This is a genomic window from Streptomyces sp. ICC4, assembly GCF_003287915.1.
GTDB classification, from domain to species: Bacteria; Actinomycetota; Actinomycetes; order Streptomycetales; family Streptomycetaceae; genus Streptomyces; species Streptomyces tritrimontium.
Genome location: NZ_CP030286.1, coordinates 8,404,219 through 8,423,776 on the forward strand (window position 1 = coordinate 8,404,219; position 19,558 = coordinate 8,423,776).

Below are 19,558 nucleotides of genomic sequence, written 5' to 3' on the forward strand. Positions count from 1 at the left end.
GGTGCGCTGGGGTCTACTTCCGCTGGTGGCCGTTCCGGGACGGCTTCCCGTCCTGGCTGTCGTCGTACTTCTCGTACGCGTCGACGATACGGCCGACCAGCTTGTGCCGGACGACATCCTCGGACGTGAGCCGCGAGAAGGCGATGTCCGGCACCCCTTCGAGGATGTCCTGGACCTGCCGCAGACCGCTCTTGGCACCACCCGGCAGGTCGACCTGCGTCACGTCACCGGTGACGACGATCTTCGAGTCGAACCCGAGCCGGGTCAGGAACATCTTCATCTGCTCGGGGGTGGTGTTCTGCGCCTCGTCGAGCACGACGAACGCCTCATTGAGCGTGTTGTGCGTCAGCAGGTAGTCCTGCGTGACGTACAGCGAATCCTCGGCGGCCACCTGGATGCAGACCGCCTGCTCACGGCCTGCAGGCTCGATGGAGTCGATGAAGCGCGTCGGCCGCCCGCCGCCGCCGGCCGCGTGGTAGGCGTCCCGCTTGCGGGTGAGGCGGAAGGGCTCGATGCCTTCGGGGAGGCGGATCTCGACGACGTGGGAGTCGTAGCGGTGGGCGGCCAGTGCGGTGCCCTGCTTGCGGCCCTCGGCCGCGCGACGCCGTGTGTAGGCCACGCCCCCGAGTGACTGGACCAGGGCGATCACGTCGTCCCGCAGGACGATCGACGCGGTGGAGTACTGGATCCGGCAGGTGCGGTCCCGCTGGGTGACCGGGCCCCCGTCGGAGTCGAGCAGGCCCTGGAGCACCGCGAGGCGGACTTCCGGCGTGTTGAACTGGTAGTCGTCCGGCACGAACTTGGAGTGCGAGCGGCTGCCGATCAGGTCGAGCTCGCGCAGCACCCTGGTGACGGGGTTCTCCAGGGTGACCACATCACCCGGGGACTTCACCCTGTTCAAGACGTAGCCAGGACCGCCCCTGTGCCGTACGACAACCCCCGGAAGGGCCGATTCCAGCGCCTGGGCCAGTTCCTCGTCCTCCGTGGAGAAGGCCGGTGTGGTGGAACCGGTCAGGCAGCCGTCACCGAGCAGCAGGCCCAGCGCGTACGGGTCCATCGGGACCTCGCGTGCGGGGAATTCGACGGGCGCGGTGAGCATCGGCAGCTCGTAGCGGCGGGCGTGCGCCGCGCGGAGGTTGCCGATCATCTCCTTGGTCTCCAGAACCCGCCACGGCTTGTCACGGCGCTTGTCCGAGGCCGTGCGGACCGTCCAGAGGTGCTCGCCGCAGCACAAGGTCCAGGAACCGTCCTGGGCAGTGAGGCGGTAGATGTCCTTCTCGCCCTGCGGATAGACGCCGAGGACCGGGGTCGGCTCGCCGTCCGACCCGACAACGAGGTCGCCCACCTGGAGATCACCGATGGGACGCCAGCCGTCCGGCGTCAGCACGTTGGTGAAGACGGGCATGGCCCGGCCCCTCATGTACGCCAGGGGCGCCACCTCGATGGTGCCCGCCGCCATCAGGCGGGGGATCGAGTCCGGGTCGATCATGTCGTGCAGGGCGTCGTAGAGCGGGCGCAGGTACGGGTCGATCTTGTCGAAGAGGGTGCCGGGGAGGAAGCCGAGGCGTTCGCCCGCCTCGACCGCCGGGCGGGTCAGGATGATCCGGCTGACCTGCTTGGACTGCAGGGCCTGGACCGCCTTGGCCATGGCGAGGTAGGTCTTGCCGGTACCGGCGGGGCCGATGCCGAAGACGATCGTGTTCTTGTCGATCGCGTCGACGTACCGCTTCTGGTTCAGGGTCTTGGGGCGGATGGTGCGGCCGCGGCTGGAGAGGATGTTCTGGGTGAGCACCTCGGCGGGCGTCTCGTCCGGTCCCTCGCCGTTGCCGCTCGACTTGAGCATGGCGATCGAGCGTTCCACTGCATCCTCCGTCATCGGCTGCCCGGTGCGGAGCACCAGCATCATCTCGTCGAACAGGCGCTGGATCAGAGCGACTTCCGCCACGGCGCCGATCGCGCTGACCTGATTGCCCCGAACATGGATGTCGGCCTTCGGGAAGGCCTTCTCGATCACGCGCAGAAGGGCGTCGCCCGTGCCGAGCACGGACACCATCGGATGGGTGGCCGGGACGGTGAAACGGGCTCGCGCCTGCCCCGGCACGGGGCTCTTGGCTATCGGTGTCTGAGTCATGGGCCGGCACTGTGGCCTGCGCATACCTCCCACTGAGGGGCCGCGCCGATCGACGGCCTCCGGACTTCCAAGCGTACGTCGCCGCCCCGGCATCCCCGAGGGGTTTTACGGGGCCCGCACGCCCCGCCCGCGCCCACCCACCTCCGGCGAAGGGGGACTTCTCCATGCCCATCACCGTGGCCCGGTTCAACCTGATCGACCCGAACGGCACCCCTGAAACCCTCTCCGCCCGGTACAAGGCCGCGCTGGAGATGGCGAAGTACGCGGACGACCGCGGGATCGACACCATCCAGACCGAAGAGCACCACGGCACCGACAACAACTGGCTGCCCTCCCCCTTCGCCTTCGCCGGCGCGGTGTTCGGCGCCACCCGGCGGATCGCGGTCACCGTCTCGGCGATCATCGGCCCGCTGTACGACCCGTTGAAGGTCGCCGAGGACATCGCGGTCCTCGACCTGCTCAGCGGCGGCCGCCTCGTCACGGTGGCCGGCATCGGCTACCGCCCCGAGGAGTACGAGCAGCACGGCGTGGAGTGGGGCCGGCGCGGCAAGCTCCAGGACGAGCTGCTGGAGACCCTGCTGAAGGCGTGGACCGGCGAGCCGTTCGAGTTCCGGGGGCGTACCGTACGGGTCACCCCGCGGCCGTTCACCCAGCCGCACCCGCTGCTGCTGGTCGGCGGCAGCTCCGAGGCGGCGGCCCGCCGCGCGGCCCGGCTGGGGCTGCCGTTCTTCCCCAGCGCGCACCTGCCCGAGCTGGAGGCCTACTACAACGCCAAGCTCGCGGAGTACGGCACGGAGGGCTTCTGCATGATGCCGGCCGCCGAGACCCCGCTGCTGCACATCGCCGAGGACCCGGACCGGGCGTGGGCCGAGCACGGCGGGCGCTTCCTCCACGAAGCCGGGATGTACGCCTCCTGGCAGTCCAAGGACATCCGCAGCGCCGTGCGGTCGGGCGCGCACACGGTGGACGAGCTCCGGGCGGAGGGCGTGTACCGGATCCTGACCCCGGACGAGGCGGTCGCGTACGCCCGCGGCGCCGGCGAGGCGGGGAACCTGGTGCTGCACCCGCTCTGCGGCGGGATGCCCGTCGACGAGGGCTGGCGCAGCCTGCAGCTGCTGTGCGAACAGGTACTGCCCCGGCTCAAGGACTGAGCGGCGGGGCAGTACCTGTCACAAGAGGAGGGGGGCTGTTGGCGGGGAGGTCAGCCCATCTCCTCCAACGCCTTGCCCTTGGTCTCCGGCACCCATTTGAGGATGAAGGGGATCGAGAGCACGGCGAAGACGGTGTAGATCACGTAGGCGCCGGACAGGTTCCAGTCCGACAGGGTCGGGAACGACACGGTGATGACCCAGTTGGCGATCCACTGGGCGGCCGCGGCCACACCGAGGGCGGCGGCGCGGATCCGGCCGGGGAACATCTCCCCGAGCAGCACCCACACGACCACGCCCCAGGACAGGGCGAAGAACAGGACGAAGCAGTTGGCCGCGACCAGGGCCACGATGCCCTGCGCGTGCGGGAGCGCGATGTCGTCGCCCGCGCCGGACTTGGACGAGAAGGCCCAGGCGGCCAGGCCCAGCGAGATCGCCATGCCGACGGAGCCGATCAGGGCGAGCGGCTTGCGGCCGATCCGGTCCACGAAGATCATCGCGATGACCGTGCCGATGATGTTCACGACCGAGGTCTCGAAGGAGTACAGGAACGAGGCGCTCGGGTCGATGCCGACCGACTGCCACAGCGAGGAGCTGTAGTAGAAGATCACGTTGATGCCGACGAGCTGCTGGAAGACCGACAGCCCGATGCCGATCCAGACGATGGGCAGGAAGCCCTTCTTGCCGCCGAGCAGGTCCTTGAAGCTGGACTTGTGCTCGGAGCGCATGGCGTGCTCGATCTCCGAGACGCGGGCGTCGAGGTCGATGTGCTCGCCCTCGACCTCGGCCAGCACCTTCCTGGCCTCGGTGTTGCGGCCGACGGAGATCAGGAAGCGCGGGGACTCCGGGATCACGAAGGACATCAGCCCGTAGAGCACGGCCGGGACGACCATGACGCCGAGCATCCACTGCCAGGCTTCCAGGCCGCCGATCTTGCCGCGCTGGTCGCCGTCCGCGAGGTTCAGGATCCCCCAGTTGACGAGCTGGGAGATGGCGATGCCGATGACGATCGCGGCCTGCTGGAAGGAGGCGAGCCGGCCCCGGTACGCGGGCGGGGACACCTCGGCGATGTAGGCCGGGCCGATGACCGAGGCCATGCCGATGCCGAAGCCGCCGATGACCCGCCACACGGCCAGGTCCCAGAGCGCGAAGGGCAGGGCCGAGCCGATGGCGCTGGCCGTGAAGAGGACGGCGGCGATCTGCATGCAGCGGATGCGGCCGATCCTGTCGGCGATGCGGCCCGCGGTGGCGGCGCCCAGCGCGCAGCCGATCAGCGCGGCGGCGATCACCTGGGCGAGGGTGGCCGGGCCGACGTCGAAGCGGTCCCGGATGGCGACGACGGCGCCGTTGATGACGGAGCTGTCGTAGCCGAAGAGGAATCCGCCCATGGCCGCGGCCGCGGTGATGAAGATGACGTGCCCGAGGTGGTCGGGCTGGGACGCGCGGCCGCCGCCTGACGCCGAGGCCTGCGCTGTGCTGCTGCTGCTCAAGGTCTGCTCCTGCGTGCCCGGCTGCGGTGGCGGGCGGGTGGGGGTGATTCCTTCCAGTGGCGCACAGGTCAAGATCGGGCACCACCCGAAGGAAAGGCGGCGGGAGCGAGCCTATGTGTTCATTTCTTGAAGTCAAGAGTTCAAGAGAGTCGCATTTCTCCCTGACCTTCAGCGGGTTGAGGAGGTTTTGAGGTTCAACTCTTGAAGAGAGTGTGAGCTGACGCGTGTCACCGCAAGCGCTGGCTGATGACCTTCGAGACCCCGTCGCCCTGCATCGAGACCCCGTACAGCGCGTCCGCGACCTCCATCGTCCGCTTCTGGTGCGTGATCACGATCAGCTGCGAGCTCTCCTGGAGCTCCTCCATGATCCGGATCAGCCGCTGCAGGTTGGTGTCGTCGAGCGCGGCCTCGACCTCGTCCATCACGTAGAACGGGCTGGGCCGGGCCTTGAAGATGGCGACCAGCAGCGCCACGGCGGTCAGCGAGCGCTCGCCGCCCGAGAGCAGCGACAGCCGCTTGACCTTCTTGCCCGGCGGGCGGGCCTCGACATCGACGCCGGTGGTCAGCATGTTGCCGGGGTCCGTGAGGATCAGCCGGCCCTCGCCACCGGGGAACAACCGCGAGAACACCCCCTCGAACTGACGGGCCGTGTCCCGGTAGGCCTCGGTGAACACCTGCTCGACCCGCGCGTCGACCTCCTTCACGACTTGAAGGAGATCGGCTCGGGTCTTGCACAGATCTTCCAGCTGTTCGCTGAGGAACTTGTGCCGCTCCTCCAGCGCCGCGAACTCCTCCAGCGCCAGCGGATTGACCTTGCCGAGCTGCTGGTAGGCCCGCTCGGCGGCCCTCAGCCGCTTCTCCTGCACCACTCGTACGAACGGTCCCGGCTCGGCGTCCTCCTGCGGCGCCTCCCCGTCCACGGGCGGGCTCGGCGGCACCGGCTGGTCGGGCCCGTACTCGGCGACGAGCCCCGCCGGAGCGATCCCGAACTCCTCCAGCGCGCGGCTCTCCACCTGCTCGATCCGCATGCGCTTCTCGGCGCCGAGCACCTCGCCGCGGTGCACCGAGTCCGTGAGCTTGTCGAGCTCGCCCTTGAGGTCGCGGCCCCTGGTCCGGGCCCCGCCGAGCTCGTGCTCGGCCACACCCTTCGCGTACTCGGCGGCCGTGCGCTCCTCGGCCGCGCGGGTCAGCGACACCTCGATGTGCGCGAGCAGCTGGCGGGCCCCGCCGGCGACGGCCCCCGCCACCTCGGCCTCGTACCGCAGCCGTGCCCGGCGGTTCTCGGCCCGGGCGCGGGCATCCCGCTCGCCGCGGGCGGCGCGGTCGAGGGAGTCGGCCCGCCCCGCCAGGCCCTTGACCCGCTCCTCGTGGGTCCTGAGCTGCAGCCTGGCCTCCATCTCGGTCTGTCGGGCGTTCGCCCCGTCGGCCGCGAGCCGGTCCCGGCGGGAGCTGTCCGGCTCCTCGGCTCCCTCCCCGGCCCGGTCGTCCTCCTCGGCGACCGCGAGCCGCTCCGCGCACTCCTCCACCTCGAACAGCGCCTGCTCCAGCGCGTCCTGCGCCTTGCTCGCGGCCGCGGCGGCACGCTCGGCCTCGCCCAGCGCCCCCTTCGCCTGCCCGGCGAGCCGGCCGAGCTGCTGCGCGGCCTGGGCCCGCGCCTTCTCGGCGGCCCTGCGCAGCTCCCCGAGCTCCTCGACGCGGGCGCCGGCCAGGGACCGGCGCGTGTCCGCGGCCTCCTTCCCGGCAGCCAGCTCCAGGCACCGCTCGTCCAGCCGGGCCAGCTCGGCCGCGGCCTCGTCGACGGCGGCCCGCACCTCGATCAGGCTCGGCACCCCGGCGGACCCGCCGTGCGCGAGGTGCGCCCCGAGGACGTCCCCGTCTGCGGTCACCGCCACCAGATCGGGCCGCGCGGCGACCAGCGCCTCCGCTTCGTCGAGTCCGCCGACGACCGCGAAGTCCCGCAACACCCAGGCCACGGCCCGCACGACCTCGGCGGTCCCCCGCACCAGCCCCGCGGACTTCGTCGGCTTCTACCAGCCCAACATCGGCGAGCGGTTCTCCCCGATCACCCCGGCCCGCGTCGCTGACACCCGCACCGCGGGCGGCCCGCTGGGCGGCGGCCAGACCCGCACGGTCAAGGTCGCCGGCGTCAACGGCATCCCGGCCGACGCCACGGCGGTCGCGCTCAACCTGACCGGTACGGGCGCCACCGAGCAGGCGCACGTCATCGCCTACCCGGACCCGGCGAAGCGTCCGGCCACCTCGAACCTGAACGTGGAGCCCGGCAAGGACAAGTCGAACCAGGCGATCGTCCCGGTCGGCCCGAACGGCACCATCACCCTCTACACCAACTCCGGTTCCACGCACGTGATCCTGGACGCGGTCGGCTACTACGGCAAGGACGGCAAGGCCCTCTTCACCCCGGTCGTGCCCAAGCGCCTCGCCGACACCCGCAGCACCGGCAAGCTCGCCCCCGGCGCGATCACCAACATCTCCGGCCTCCCGGCGAACTCGGTGGGCGCGGTCCTGAACCTCACCGCCACCGACACCACCGACCCCGGCTTCCTGACCGCCTACGCCTTCGGCGCCACCCGCACGGACGCCAGCAGCCTCAACACCATCCCCGGCCGCACCGTCCCCAACCACGTCACCACCCCCGTCACCGACGGCAAGGTCACCGTCTTCAACAGCTACGGCGGCCCCAACCACGTCATCACCGACCTCCTCGGCCACTTCACCAAGGGATAACCGCACCCGCTGAACACGAGAGCCCCGGCCACCGCGATGCGCGGTGGCCGGGGCTCTCTCGTGCGGGCGGGGCCGCTCAGCCCTCGGTGCGGGCGACGCCGACGGGGCAGGCCACGCCCGTCCCGCCGATGCCGCAGTAGCCGCCGGGGTTCTTGTCGAGGTATTGCTGGTGGTACGCCTCGGCGTTCCAGAACGGGCGCTCCGACGCCGGGAGGACGGCCGTGCTGATCGTGCCGTAGCCCGAGGAGGTCAGGACCCGCTGGTAGGCCTCGCGGGAGGCTTCCGCGGTGGCCTGGTCGGCGGGGGAGTGGGTGTAGACCGCCGAGCGGTACTGGGTGCCGACGTCGTTGCCCTGGCGGAATCCCTGGGTGGGGTCGTGGGACTCCCAGAACAGCTTCAACAGGGCCTCGTAGGACACGAGGGACGGGTCGAAGACGACCCGGACGACCTCGGTGTGGCCGGTGCCGCCCGAGCAGACCTCCTCGTAGGTCGGATTCTCGGTGAAACCGCCCTGGTAGCCGGCGAGGGTGGTCCACACGCCCGGGGTCTGCCAGAACTTGCGCTCGGCGCCCCAGAAGCAGCCGAGGCCGAAGTCCGCTACCTGGAGGTGGGCGGGATAGGGGCCCGCGAGGGGGTTGCCGAGCACCGTGTGGACGGCGGGCAGGGCGAAGAGCGGCTCCGCGCGGCCGGTCAGGGCTTCCTCGCGGGTGGGGAGCTCGGGCGTGCGGCGGTACGAGAACATGGATTCCCTCCTTGTGGTCTACCCGTAACGGGGAACGGCGGGCCGGGATTCCCCCGGCCCGCCGTTCCCCCGCTCCCGCCGCCGTTCAGAACCCCGGCGTGGTCACCCGTACCGCCCAGTTGCGCGCGTTCAGGTAGCGGCCCTTCGGGGATCCCGCGTAGCGCCAGGGCAGCGCGCCTATGTATCCGTCGATGTGCCGGAACTGCTCCACCGCCTCGGCGTCCCGGTCCTGCCACCACAGCAGCCAGGCCAGGAGGTGCCGCATGCGGACCGCGCGCCGGTCGGCCGGGTCGGCCGCCGCCAGGTCGGCGAGGGCGGCGTCCACCGCGGCCGCGGCGGCCGGCTCGTTGAAGAAGGCCGACGGCTCCAGGTCCTTCTCCCACGACTCCTGCTCGACGAGCGCGACGAGGGGGAGGAGGGCGAGCAGCTCGCCGGGGGCCGCGCCCGCCGCCGCCTCCCGGGCGAAGTCCATGGCCAGCTCGTGCGAGCCGCGCCACTTCTGCGACCAGTACTGCTGCGCCGTGGTGTGCGCGGTCAGGTTCTTCGGGTCGCGGGAGACGATCTCCGACCACAGCTTGCGGTACTCGTCGTGGGCGTAGCCGAGGCCCTGGGCCATGGGCTGTTCCACCATGTACGGGACCGGGTCGGCCGGGTCGGCGAGCCGCTGGGCCTCGTGCGCCTGTTCCCGGGCGGTGAGCAGCAGTTCGCGGAAGAGCCGGAACTGCTCCTGCGTCGTTTGGCTGCCCGCCTGGCTGCCGCGGACGTTCCAGGCCACCATCACGGCGGTGTCGGCGTTCACCAGCGCCGCCGTCGGGTCGGACGGCCGGGCGGCCTGCCAGGCCAGCAGGAAGGCGTCGTCCTCGGCCGCCACCTCGGACAGGACGCGGACGCGGTGCCAGCGCAGTTCCCAGTCCCGGCCCGCCGCGCCGACGTAGTCGGCGCCCGCCTCCCAGTCGCCGGCCGTGACGGCGGCGCCCGCCGCCGTGTCCTCGGGGGGCACGGGCTGCGCGTTCTCGGTGTCGAGGTCCGCCTCGGCGACGAAGCCGAGGGCGACGACGGCCGCCGCCTCCCGGGCCTTCTCCTCGTCCTTCCCGGAGGCCGTACGGGCGCGGATCGCGTCGACCTCGGTCTGCAGTTCGGCGGTCCGCGCGTTCAGGCGCTTCGCCTTGCGCAGGAAGTACATCGCGCGCAGCAGCTTGTACGCGCCGGCTGCCAGCAGGCAGCCGAGGATGATGAGGCCGATCACGGGGCAAGCACCAGCTTTCGCAGCGGTTCGGTGTCGGGAAGGTCGGCGACGGCACGTTCCAGGGCGCGCTCCAGCTCGTCCTCGAAGCCGTCGGCCAGGTAGCGCAGGGTCGCCGATTCGGACCAGGACAGCTCCCAGCGGACGGCGCCGCGGGCCGTGAGCTCGGCGGTGACCAGCTGGTTCACCACTCGGCGCAGCGCCGGGCGGGCGAACTCGCGGGCCGCGCGGCCCGTGGCGGCGGCCGCCTCCTCGGACTGCGGGAGCCGGCCGGTGATCCGCCAGCGCACCGCCGGATCGGCGTCGACCGCGTCGAGCAGCGAAGCCAGGTCCTGGCCCACGCCCTCGGCGGCGAGGATCTCGCGGAGCTCCTCCGAGCCCCGGCCGACGTAGCGGGTCATGCTCTCGTGGACCAGGTCGGCCCAGTCCAGCCGGCGCATCGCGTAGGCCTCGGGGGTCAGGACCGCCCGCTCCAGCTCGACCAGCGAGGCCTCGGCGTCCGCGAGGAGTTCCAGGGAGGGGCGGGAGGCCTGGGCGGCGCGGCCGTCGTCGGGCAGGGCCTCGATGCGGGCCACGCGCTCGGCGAGGGCGGGGTGGGAGTCGTACGGGTCGGTCGGCTCCTGCGGCAGTTCGGCGCGCAGTTCGTCCAGTTCCGCGGCGCGCGCGTCGAGGAGGTGGCGCAGTCCGCCGAAGACCTGCCCCTGGGGCGGCAGCAGCTCGGCGCCGACGCCGAGGGTGGCGTAGGAGTCCATGTAGAACGTGTGCGCCGGGCCGATGGCGTTGACCTCGCGCAGCGCGGAGGAAGCGGAGTCGCGGCCGGCCACGCGGACGGCGGCCAGGTCGGCGGCGAGCTCCTGGCGGCGGGAGTCGGAGAGGGTGGCGCGCTGGTAGAACTTCCCGTACGCGGTGTAGATCTTTGCCATCGCGCGGTACATGGCGCCGTCGCCGGTGGTGTCGATCTCCTTGGCCTTCTTGCCCGCCGCGATCCGCTTCCCGGCCTTCTTCTCCTGCTTCGCCCGCTCCTTGGCGATCTTGGCGTCGGAGCGTTCGTGGAAGGTGTCGACGGTGCGCAGCAGCTGCACGCGGCCGCGCCGGATCAAGGGGGTGAGGCGGGTGTCGAGGTTGGCGTAGTGGCCCATCTCGTGGGCGAGCACGGAACGCAGCCGCATCTCGTCCATGCCTGTCATCAGCGGCAGGCCGATGTGCAGGCGGCGGGTGCCCGGCAGCAGCCCGAGGAGCCGGGCGTCCTCGGTGACGGCGGCGTTGACGTCGGCGACCAGCAGGATCTCGTCCGGTGCCCGGGTGCCGACCTGCTCGGCGATCTCCCGCACGGTCTGCCACAGGACGGGTTCCTGCCGCTCGGTGACGGGGACGCCGGGGATCGGGTCCGGCGGCGGAAGGCGCAGCATGAACATGCCGCGCACGATCGGGACGGCGAGGACGACGGCGACGATGATCAGTTTGACCAGGCTGGGGCCGTGCAGTCCGGCCGACTCGGCGCCGCCGACGGCGGCGACGAGGGCGGCGAGCAGGACGACGCCGAGCAGGTAGAAGCCGGCGAGCAGGACGAGGGCGCGCAAGGCGCGCAGTGAAGCGCCCATATGGACAGATCCCCCCACGGGACGAAGCGGTGCGATGTTGCTTACGCGAACCTTATGGCCGGGGTTCGGCGCCGTGGGGGGATCTGTCCCTAGTGGCTGGCTCTTATACACTTGTGAAGCTGTGGACGGTCTGCTATGTACACATCACACTGGTCACCACACAGTTCAGCTTCATCGCCTGCCCCGCTTGATGAACTCCTCCAGCTCGGCGGCCTGGTCCGCGGTGACGATCTGCGGCCCGGTGAGGACCGGGCGGCCGCCGCCGAGCACATCGGCGTTGTAGCGGTGGAGCCAGAGCAGGTCGACCGCCTCGTACCCCTGGAGGTAGGGCTGCTGGTCGACGGCGAACCCGAGCGCGCCGGACTTCAGGTCCCGGGCCACGGAGGCGTTCAGGTCGAAGGTGTCGACCTCCGCCTTGCTGCCCGCGGCCTCCTTGGCCTTGACGGCGGTGGGGGCGAAGGGCGCGCCCAGGGTGACGATCGCGTCGACGGACGGGTCGGCCTGGAGCTTGGCCTGGAGGGCGGCCTGGACGGACGGCATGTTGGTGCCCTCGACGTACAGGTTCTCCAGGGTCCCGCCGCCCTCGCCGAGCGTCCGCTTCGCCCCGGCGCAGCGCTGCTCGTGGCCCACGTTGCCCTGCTCGTGCAGGACGCAGACGGCCTTCTTCCTGCCGCGCTTGGCCAGCTCGGTGCCGACCGCCTCGCCGGCGATCTCCTCGTCCTGGCCGATGTGGGTCAGCGCCCCGTACGCGGCGGACTGGGCGGATCCGGAGTTGACCGTGATCACCGGGATGCCGGCCTTGACGGCCTTGGCGAGGACGTCCTTGAGGGCCTCGGGCTTGGCCAGCGAGACGATCAGCCCGTCGACCTTCTGGTCGATGGCGTTCTGGACGAACTGCGCCTGCTGCTGCGCCTGGTCGTCGTGGGCGTAGACGAAGTTGATGTTGTCCTTCGCCGCGGCCTCCTTGGCGCCCTTCTGGACGATGTCCCAGAAGGTGTCGCCGTCGCCCGCGTGGGTGACCATCGCGAAGGTCCAGCGCGGAGTGGACACCGCGGGCCGGCCCGCCGCCTCGGCCTTCGCCCGATCCTCGGCACGCTTGCCGCCCGTACTGCTGCAGCCCACGAGGGAGGCTCCCAGTACCGCCGCGAGCACCGCGCCCACGACGCGCACCCCTGCCTTGACCCTAGCCACGTCTGCCGTGCCTTTCGTTCGTCCCGCCGCTGTCCCGGCGCCGTACCGCGGCCGGTGCGACGCGTCCGCGCCGCTCGCGCCGCGCCCGCCCGGGCGGTCGTGTGTTCGCGGCCGCAGCCGCCCAGTATCCGTCACAGTGCACCATGCAAGGTCATCGGGGCCATCTCGGACTCATCGGGACGCAGCCGGGCAGATTGACAGGTCCCCCGGACGGGGCCACGTTGAGTGCATGCGCATCGGGCTCATAGGAACGGGCCGGATCGGGTCCTTCCACGCGGCGGCACTGGCCCGCCAAGCGGACGCGGGCTCGCTCCTGCTCGCCGACGCCGACCCCGCGCGGGCGGCCCGCCTCGCCGACCGGCTCGGCGCCACCGCCGCGCCCGGCGTCGAGCAGGTCTTCACCTGGGGCGTGGACGCGCTGGTGGTGGCGTGCGCCACCGAGGGGCACGCGGAGCTCGTCGTACGGGCGATCCGCGGCGGCCTGCCGGTGTTCTGCGAGAAGCCGGTCGCCCCGGACCTGGACCGCACCCTGGCGGTGCTGCGCGAGGTGGCCTCGGCCCGCGGGGTGCTCCAGCTCGGGTTCATGCGCCGCTTCGACGCGGGCTACGGCACGGCGCGGGAGCTGGTCCGCTCGGGAGCCCTGGGGCGGCTGCACACCGTACGGACCACGACCGCCGATCCGGCGCCGCCGGAGGCCTCGTACCTGGCCACCTCGGGCGGCCTGTTCCGGGACTGCCTGGTGCACGACTTCGACATGGTCCGCTGGGTGACCGGGCACGAGGTGGCCGAGGTGTACGCGACCGGGTCGGACGCGGGGCCGCCCCGGTTCCGGGAGACGGGCGACATCGACACCGGCGCCGCGCTCCTCACCCTGGACGACGGGACGCTGGTCTCCTGTACCGGCACGCGCTGCAACGGCGCGGGCTACGACGTGCGGATGGAGCTGGCCGGGGAGCTGGACCAGGTCTCCACCGGGCTGGACGACCGCACGCCGATCGCCTCGACCGAGCCGCACGGCCCGCCCCCGGCGAGCAAGCCGTGGTCGGGGTTCCTGGAGCGGTTCGCCCCGGCGTACGAGGCGGAGCTGGCGGCCTTCGTCCGCCTCGTGCGCGGCGAGGGCCCCAATCCGTGCGACGGGGTCGAGGCGCTCGCCGCGCTGCGGGTGGCGGAGGCCTGCGAGCGCTCGCGCCGCGAGCGGCGCGTGGTCCGGCTGGAGGAGCTGCCGGGGCTGTGAGCGGGTGGCGGTCATCGGCCGGCGCCTACCAGCGGACCGGCAGCCGCTTGACGCCCCGGATGAGGGTCCCGGGGAGCCAGTCGCGCGGCCCCGCCTGCGGGTCCTCGGCCAGGCCGGGGAATCGTTCCAGCAGGGACCGGATCGCGATACGGGCCTCCAGCCGGGCCAGCGGGGCGCCGAGGCAGAAGTGGATGCCGTGGCCGAAGGCCAGGTGGCTCTGGCCGGTGCGGTGGATGTCGAACGCCTCGGGCCCGGGGCGGGAGCCCGCGCCGGGGTCCGCGAAGCGGGCCGGGTCGCGGCTCGCGCCGGCCAGGGAGACCAGTACGGGAGAGCCGGCCGCGATGAAGGTCCCGCCGATCTCCAGGTCGGCGCGGGCGAAGCGGTAGGTGGCGCTCTCGACCGGGCCGTCGTAGCGGAGCATCTCCTCCACCGCGCCGTCGATCAGCCCGTCCGGGTCGGCGCGCAGGGCCGCCAGCTGGCCGGGGTGGGCGAGCAGGGCCCGTACCCCGTTGCCGAGCAGGTTCACCGCGGTCTCGTAGCCGGCGATCAGCAGCAGGAAGGCCATCCCGACCAGCTCGGCCCGGGACAGCCGGTCGCCGTCCTCGTCCCGGGTCCGGATCAGGGCGCTGAACAGGTCCGGGCCGGGGCGCTCGCGCTTGGCGACGATGAGCTCGGCCAGGTAGCCGGACATGGCGCCCAGCGCGGCCCTCTCGGGCTCCGGCCCGCTCGGGCCGACGATCTCGGTGCACCAGGCGCGGAAGGAGCCGCGGTCGAGGTCGGGGACTCCGAGGAGTTCGCAGATGAGGGTCATCGGCAGCGGGTCGGCGAAGGCCCCGATCAGGTCGGCGCGGCGGTCCGGGGCGGCCGCCATCGCGTCCAGCAGCCCGTCGGTCACCTGCTGGACGCGGGGGCGCAGCGCCTCGATCCGGCGGGCGGTGAACTCGCGGGCCACCAGGCGGCGCAGCCGCGTGTGGTGGGGCGGGTCGGAGCGCAGCATGTTGGTGCTGAGCGTCGTGGTGGTGGCGGTGCGGTCGGCGTAGAGGCCGGCGGTCTGCCAGTTCTTCAGCACGTCGGGGTGGGCGAGGGCCTGGCGGGCCTCGTCGTGGCCGACGATCAGCCAGACCTCTTCCCCGTCCGCCGCCTTGACGCGGTGGACGGGTCCGCTCGCCCGTAACCGCTCGTAGTGCGGGTAGGGGTTCTCGTTGAAGTCTTCGGCGAGGTTGCTGACGTCCAGGACTGGCATGGAGAGCAGCCTAGGACTGCCGTTCACCCTCCGTGGGAGCGGTTTCGGACAATCGTTCAGCCAGCGGCGCGCCGCCCCCAGGCGGTGCCCGCGAGCACGAGGGCCACGCCCGCGAGACCCGGGGCGCCGAGGTGCTCGCCGCCGATGGCGATGCCCGCGGCGGCCGCCCACAGGGGTTCGGTGCCGAGCAGCAGGCTGACGCGGGAGGGCGAGGTGCGGCGGACGGCCCACATCTGCACGAAGAAGGCGAAGAGGGTGCAGAAGACGGACAGGAAGGCGAGCCCGGCCCACTCGGCGGCCCCGAAGTCCGCGGCGGCCGCCCAGGGGCTCGCGCCGGTGCCGGGCAGCACGGCCAGTACGGCGAACACGGCGACGGCGCTGCCGAGCTGGACGGTGGTCAGGGAGAGCGCGTCGGCGTCCTGGACCGCCTTGATCCGGGCCATGAGCAGGACGTGCAGGGTCCGGGCGAGGGCGGCGCCGAGGATGAGCAGGTCGCCGAGGCCGGGCGCGGTGAAGCCGGCGCCCTGGGTGAGGAGCACGACTCCGGCGACGGAGACGGCCGCGGCGCCGAGGAAGGCGGGCGAGGGCGCGGTGCGGCGGACGGCGGACTCGGCCAGCGGCGTGAAGATCATGGTCAGGCTGATGATCAGTCCGGCGTTGGTGGCGGAGGTGTGCACGACCCCGTAGGTCTCCAGCAGGAAGATCCCGCCGAGTACGAGTCCCAGCACCCCGGCGCCGCGCAGTTGGGCGGGGCTGAGCGCGCGCAGCCGCGACCACCCCGCGACGACGAGCACGGGCAGCACCAGGGCGAACCGGAGCACGAGCACCGCGATCACGGTGTGCGTGGTGGTGATGCCCTTGGCGGCGAGGTAGCTGCCGCCCCAGACGACGGCGACGAGCAGGACCGGCAGGTCGGCGAGCCAGGCACGGCGGGGGGCGGGGGATGTCTCTTATAACCCACTTCGCCGTCCAAAGTACCACACGTAGGGGGTCATCGGCAAGGTCAGATGTGTATAAGGGAAAGTGCTGGGGGTGGGCCGCCGGGGCCGGGTGCCGGGCGGCGGCGCTGGCGGTGACCCGGCTGGGCGGGCGGCCGTAGGGGGACCCGGCGAGGTCCCGACGAGGTCCTGACGAGTCCTGACGAGTCCTGTCGAGATCCTGTCGAGTCCTGTCGAGATCCTGTCGAGGGAGACCGTACGGCCGCGCCGTTGGGTGTTACGACGACGTGTACTCCTGGTCCATCCAGTCGATCACGCCCGCGCCGTTCAGGTGGTAGCGGAAGACGCGGCCCTGGTCGGGGTGGGCGATCAGCCAGTCGATGAGCTGCTGGAGCGTGATCGGCTGGCTCACCGGGCTCGCGATGACCGGGGTGACGGCCGTGATCTTGGCGTCCTCGGCGATGTTGAGGAAGGTCTCCTTGCCCACCGTGTCGAAGGGGGCGGCGTCCATGCCGGGGGCGGCGCAGCCCCAGTTGCCGTGCTTGACGATCAGGCTGTGCACCCCGCCTTCGGGGGTGTAGCGGTAGACGGCCACCTCGTCGGGCGAGATCGGCATCTTGTGGTCGCAGTCGGAACCGGGCGCCGGGGTCTTGGCCTTGCCCGTCGCGGTGGCGCTCAGAGCCGGCTTCGGCGCGGACTTGGAGGGTGCCGTCGAGGCCGAGGGAGTGGCGGAGGGCGTGACCGCGGCCGTGGCCGTCGTGGTGGCGATGGGGCTCGGACCGGCGGCTCCCGCCCCGGTGTCCTCGTCGTCACCGCTGCAGCCGGTGAGGGCCAGGGTCCCGCACAGGGCGAGCACGGCGACCGCCGCCCGACCGCGCGTGCGTCTCCCGTCCCGAACTCGTACGACGTGTCCGCGCATTGCCGTCTCCCTCTGCCAAGGCGCCACCGGGGTGGCCGCCGTCGAAGCGTGCCGTCAACGTAGCGGGCTGTATCGGCCAGGGCGACGGCCGGAACCGTTCGTCACCTCGCCGGGATCCGGCTGTTGCCGTTCGCGGACCTCCGTGACGGGGCGCGGGCGCCCGGGGCCCTCGGCCGGGGTGCCCCGCGTCAGCCGCCGTGGCCCTCGCGCGGGCCCGTCCAGGCCGGGTGGCGCGGGTCGTCGGCCCGGACCAGGACGTCGGCCAGAGCCGCCGGGCCGGTCTCGGCCTCGTAGCGCGCGAAGGCGGGCAGGGTCCAGCGGGCGGACTCCTCGGTCCGCCGGGCGAGGGCCCCCGGGGAGAGGCTGATGTGGACGCTGAGGTCGAAGGGGAACCAGTGGCCCAGGAGCAGCGGGCCGTGCACGATCAGCACGCCGCCGGGCGGCAGTTCGGCGTAGGGGCTGCGGGTCGCCCGGTCGGTCGCCGGGTTCCAGAGGTCCGGCAGCACCCGGCCGCTGCCGCCGGGGTCGGTCGGGCCGAAGACCTCGCGCCAGAGCGCGGCCGTGTCGTACCAGCCCCCGAGGTAGGAGTCGACGTCCTCGCGCCCGAACTCGAAGCGCAGGGAGGCGGGGCGCAGGAAGCCCTCGGCCGCCACCACCAGGACCGGACGGCCGCGCGGGCGCAGCGCGTCGGCGAGCTCCCCGGCGAGCACGGCGGTACGGGCGGCGGGCGCGCCGTCGATGCCCACCCGCTGCCAGCCGGCCTCGCCGCCGCCTCCGCCGTTGTCGCCGTCGCCGCCCGCGGCGTCGTCGTCGAGGTGGTCGGCGAGCCGCTCGGCCATCCGCTGCCATGTGATCGATTCCAGCTGCACGAACCCATTGTCAGTGGCGCCGCCTAACGTTTTTGACGAGGGATCACCGGCGCACAGGGCCGGCGGCCCAACCTTGGGGAGGGGTCTGTCATGGCTCGGGAGACGACGTATCTGGAGCTGTCGCAGGACGACGGCGGTGCCCACAAGTTCTACGAGGTGACCGTCGACGGCACCGCCGTCTCGGTGCGGTACGGGCGCATCGGTGCGGACGGGCAGCTGCAGAACTCCTCCTTCCCGACCGTGGAGAAGGCGCGTGCGGCGGCCGCCAAGAAGGTCGGGGAGAAGGTCCGCAAGGGGTACGCCCCCGCGGTGCGGGGCGTCCGTGCGGCCCGGTCGGTCACGCGCCGCCAGGTGACGGCGACGCCCTCGACGGCGCGCGCGGCGGCCCCGGTGCTGTGGCGGTTCCGCACGGGTTCCTCGGCCTTCGGGATCCACGTGGACGAGGACCGCTGCTGGGTCGGCAACCAGGCCGGCGACGTCTACACGCTGAGCCACGGCGGTGAGGTGCTGGCCCGCTACTCACTGCCGGACGGGGTGAAGTGCCTGGTGGCGGACGAGTTCTGGATCTACGCGGGCTGTGACGACGGCACGGTCTACGACCTCTCGTCGAAGGTGCCGTTCGGCGCCTACGACATCGCGGCCGATGTGGACATCTTCTGGCTCGACATCCACGAGGGCGTGCTGAACGTGTCCGACCGCGACGGCGGGCTGACGGTGATCGACCACGAGGACGAGTTCCAGTGGTCGCGGCGCTCGGACGGCTCCAACGCCTGGATGGTGCGGGCTGACGAGCAGGCCGTCTACCACGGGCACAGCAAGGGCGTGACGGCCTACGCCCCCGACGGCGGGCGGCAGCTGTGGCACACGCCGACCAACGGCTCCGTGCTGTTCGGCTGGCAGGAGGACGACGCCGTGTACGCGGGCACCGGCCGCAACGCCGTGCAGCGGCTGTCGAAGGCGACGGGCGCGGTGGAGGCCTCGTACCGGTGCGACGCGGCGGTGTACTCGTGCGCGACCTCCCCGGACGGCCGGCACGTCTTCGCCGGCGACCTCGCGTCGTCGGTGTACTGCTTCGACGCCGACGGGCGGCGGCTGTGGAAGCTGGGCACCGGCAGCGGGGCCGCCCTGTCCATGCAGTACCTGGACGAGCGGCTGTACCTGGTGACCACCGACGGATCCCTGGTGTGCGTGGACGCGAGCGAGGCGGCGATCACCGCGGCCCGCGAGGGGTCGGTGCCGACCGCGGTGGACGTGAAGTCGGCGGCCGCCCTGCCCGTCTTCAGTCCGCCGGCCACGCCCGCCGCGGTGGCGACGGTGTCGGTGGCCTCGGTGCCCGCGGGAGGTGTGGTCGTGGAGTGCGTCCAGCAGGGCGGCCGGACGCGCGTCCAGGTGGTGTCGGGCGGCTTCGAGTCCTCCTGGAACGTGCAGTTCCCGCGCGGGATCCGGGAGGCCGGCGCCCGGTACGTGGTGGACGGGCTGCACGCGGCGTCCGGGGGCTTCTACCGCGTGCGCGGCGAGATACGCCGACTGGTCTGACCCGGTTCTGCGACCCGCGTTCACCGCGCGCGGGCCGGGCACGCGCAGGGCGTCGCCCCGGGCGGCGCCTCGGCGGGCAGCGCGAAGGGCTCGCCCTCGGCGAGGGCGGCGGTCACGTGGAGCACGACGGGCCCCCTGCCCAGGTTGCGGCCGAGGTGGACGTGCCGGATGCCCGCCGGCTCCACGAAGGCGGCTCCGACGTGGTGCACCTCGACCGTGCCGTCCCACAGGATCCGGGTCAGGGTCCCGGCCTTGACCACCGCGATCAGGGGGACGCGGTGGTAGTGCCAGCCGGTGCAGCCGCCCGGCTCTATCGTGATCTCTCTCGCCACGAGATCGGAGGCGGCCTCCGCCTTGGGGCGTCGAACCGCCGCCTGGGGGCGTCGCGCCGTCGCCTGTCGTCCAGCCATGTCTTCCTCCTCCATGAGCCCGCCTCGGCCCACTCGGCTCACGCTAGGAGGACACCATGAGGTCGGGGAAGACTCTGTGAAAGCGCAACTACCCATACTTACAAGGTGATATACGACC

Annotated in this window: 16 protein-coding genes; 4 read left to right on the forward strand and 12 right to left on the reverse strand. The window is 72.3% G+C overall.

Annotated elements, in window-relative coordinates:
* Nucleotides 1-13: 13 nt before the first annotated feature.
* A complete protein-coding gene (locus DRB89_RS39500; protein WP_204357753.1) occupies nucleotides 14-2,131 on the reverse strand; it encodes a PhoH family protein in 2,118 nt (705 codons plus the stop codon).
* Nucleotides 2,132-2,295: 164 nt separating this feature from the next.
* On the opposite strand from DRB89_RS39500, the gene DRB89_RS39505 reads away from it, so the two are divergent.
* A complete protein-coding gene (locus DRB89_RS39505) occupies nucleotides 2,296-3,282 on the forward strand; it encodes an LLM class flavin-dependent oxidoreductase (protein ID WP_112451064.1) in 987 nt (328 codons plus the stop codon).
* Nucleotides 3,283-3,332: 50 nt separating this feature from the next.
* Here DRB89_RS39505 and DRB89_RS39510 read toward each other — a convergent pair whose 3' ends face one another.
* Together DRB89_RS39510 and DRB89_RS39515 are read right to left on the reverse strand one after the other, a co-directional pair.
* The gene (locus DRB89_RS39510; protein WP_112451065.1) at nucleotides 3,333-4,769 is read right to left on the reverse strand and encodes a sugar porter family MFS transporter; all 1,437 of its coding nucleotides are present in this window, start codon (nucleotides 4,767-4,769) and stop codon (nucleotides 3,333-3,335) included.
* 227 nt (nucleotides 4,770-4,996) lie between these two features.
* Nucleotides 4,997-6,580, reverse strand: coding sequence for an AAA family ATPase (locus tag DRB89_RS39515; protein ID WP_239516608.1), 1,584 nt, complete (start codon nucleotides 6,578-6,580; stop codon nucleotides 4,997-4,999).
* Between DRB89_RS39515 and DRB89_RS45525 the strand changes: the two genes are divergently transcribed.
* Entirely contained in the window at nucleotides 6,489-7,514 is a 1,026-nt protein-coding gene (locus DRB89_RS45525; protein ID WP_239516609.1) for a hypothetical protein, read from the forward strand. The two genes, DRB89_RS39515 and DRB89_RS45525, sit on opposite strands and share 92 nt — an antisense overlap.
* 76 nt (nucleotides 7,515-7,590) lie before the next feature.
* Here DRB89_RS45525 and msrA read toward each other — a convergent pair whose 3' ends face one another.
* From msrA to DRB89_RS39545, 4 genes are all read right to left on the reverse strand, one after another.
* Nucleotides 7,591-8,256 (reverse strand): peptide-methionine (S)-S-oxide reductase MsrA, encoded by a 666-nt coding sequence (gene msrA / locus DRB89_RS39530; RefSeq protein WP_112450899.1) that lies wholly within the window; start codon nucleotides 8,254-8,256, stop codon nucleotides 7,591-7,593.
* A gap of 85 nt (nucleotides 8,257-8,341) precedes the next feature.
* On the reverse strand, nucleotides 8,342-9,502 hold the full coding sequence (locus DRB89_RS39535; RefSeq protein WP_112450900.1) for a hypothetical protein: 1,161 nt from the start codon (nucleotides 9,500-9,502) through the stop codon (nucleotides 8,342-8,344).
* Nucleotides 9,499-11,100 carry a M48 family metallopeptidase gene (locus DRB89_RS39540; protein WP_112463685.1) on the reverse strand — a complete coding sequence of 534 codons (1,602 nt, stop codon included), beginning with the start codon at nucleotides 11,098-11,100 and terminating at the stop codon, nucleotides 9,499-9,501. The genes DRB89_RS39535 and DRB89_RS39540 overlap by 4 nt, the downstream gene beginning before the upstream one ends.
* A gap of 171 nt (nucleotides 11,101-11,271) precedes the next feature.
* The gene (locus tag DRB89_RS39545; protein WP_112463686.1) at nucleotides 11,272-12,291 is read right to left on the reverse strand and encodes a sugar ABC transporter substrate-binding protein; all 1,020 of its coding nucleotides are present in this window, start codon (nucleotides 12,289-12,291) and stop codon (nucleotides 11,272-11,274) included.
* 229 nt (nucleotides 12,292-12,520) lie between these two features.
* Between DRB89_RS39545 and DRB89_RS39550 the strand changes: the two genes are divergently transcribed.
* On the forward strand, nucleotides 12,521-13,525 hold the full coding sequence (locus DRB89_RS39550; protein ID WP_112447900.1) for a Gfo/Idh/MocA family oxidoreductase: 1,005 nt from the start codon (nucleotides 12,521-12,523) through the stop codon (nucleotides 13,523-13,525).
* Between the two features lie 25 nt (nucleotides 13,526-13,550).
* Here the strand turns inward: DRB89_RS39550 and DRB89_RS39555 are convergent, their stop codons facing one another.
* From DRB89_RS39555 to DRB89_RS39570, 4 genes are all read right to left on the reverse strand, one after another.
* The gene (locus DRB89_RS39555; RefSeq protein ID WP_112447899.1) at nucleotides 13,551-14,768 is read right to left on the reverse strand and encodes a cytochrome P450; all 1,218 of its coding nucleotides are present in this window, start codon (nucleotides 14,766-14,768) and stop codon (nucleotides 13,551-13,553) included.
* 56 nt (nucleotides 14,769-14,824) lie between these two features.
* A complete protein-coding gene (locus DRB89_RS39560) occupies nucleotides 14,825-15,679 on the reverse strand; it encodes a DMT family transporter (protein WP_112463687.1) in 855 nt (284 codons plus the stop codon).
* Nucleotides 15,680-15,983: 304 nt separating this feature from the next.
* Nucleotides 15,984-16,625, reverse strand: coding sequence for a hypothetical protein (locus DRB89_RS39565; RefSeq protein ID WP_112452009.1), 642 nt, complete (start codon nucleotides 16,623-16,625; stop codon nucleotides 15,984-15,986).
* Between the two features lie 188 nt (nucleotides 16,626-16,813).
* On the reverse strand, nucleotides 16,814-17,494 hold the full coding sequence (locus DRB89_RS39570) for a uridine kinase (RefSeq protein ID WP_112452008.1): 681 nt from the start codon (nucleotides 17,492-17,494) through the stop codon (nucleotides 16,814-16,816).
* A 90-nt stretch (nucleotides 17,495-17,584) separates the two neighbouring features.
* Between DRB89_RS39570 and DRB89_RS39575 the strand changes: the two genes are divergently transcribed.
* A complete protein-coding gene (locus DRB89_RS39575; RefSeq protein ID WP_112452007.1) occupies nucleotides 17,585-19,030 on the forward strand; it encodes a WGR domain-containing protein in 1,446 nt (481 codons plus the stop codon).
* A gap of 20 nt (nucleotides 19,031-19,050) precedes the next feature.
* On the opposite strand, the gene DRB89_RS39580 is transcribed toward DRB89_RS39575, so the two are convergent.
* Nucleotides 19,051-19,440, reverse strand: coding sequence for a cupin domain-containing protein (locus DRB89_RS39580; protein WP_162688919.1), 390 nt, complete (start codon nucleotides 19,438-19,440; stop codon nucleotides 19,051-19,053).
* Nucleotides 19,441-19,558: the final 118 nt, after the last annotated feature.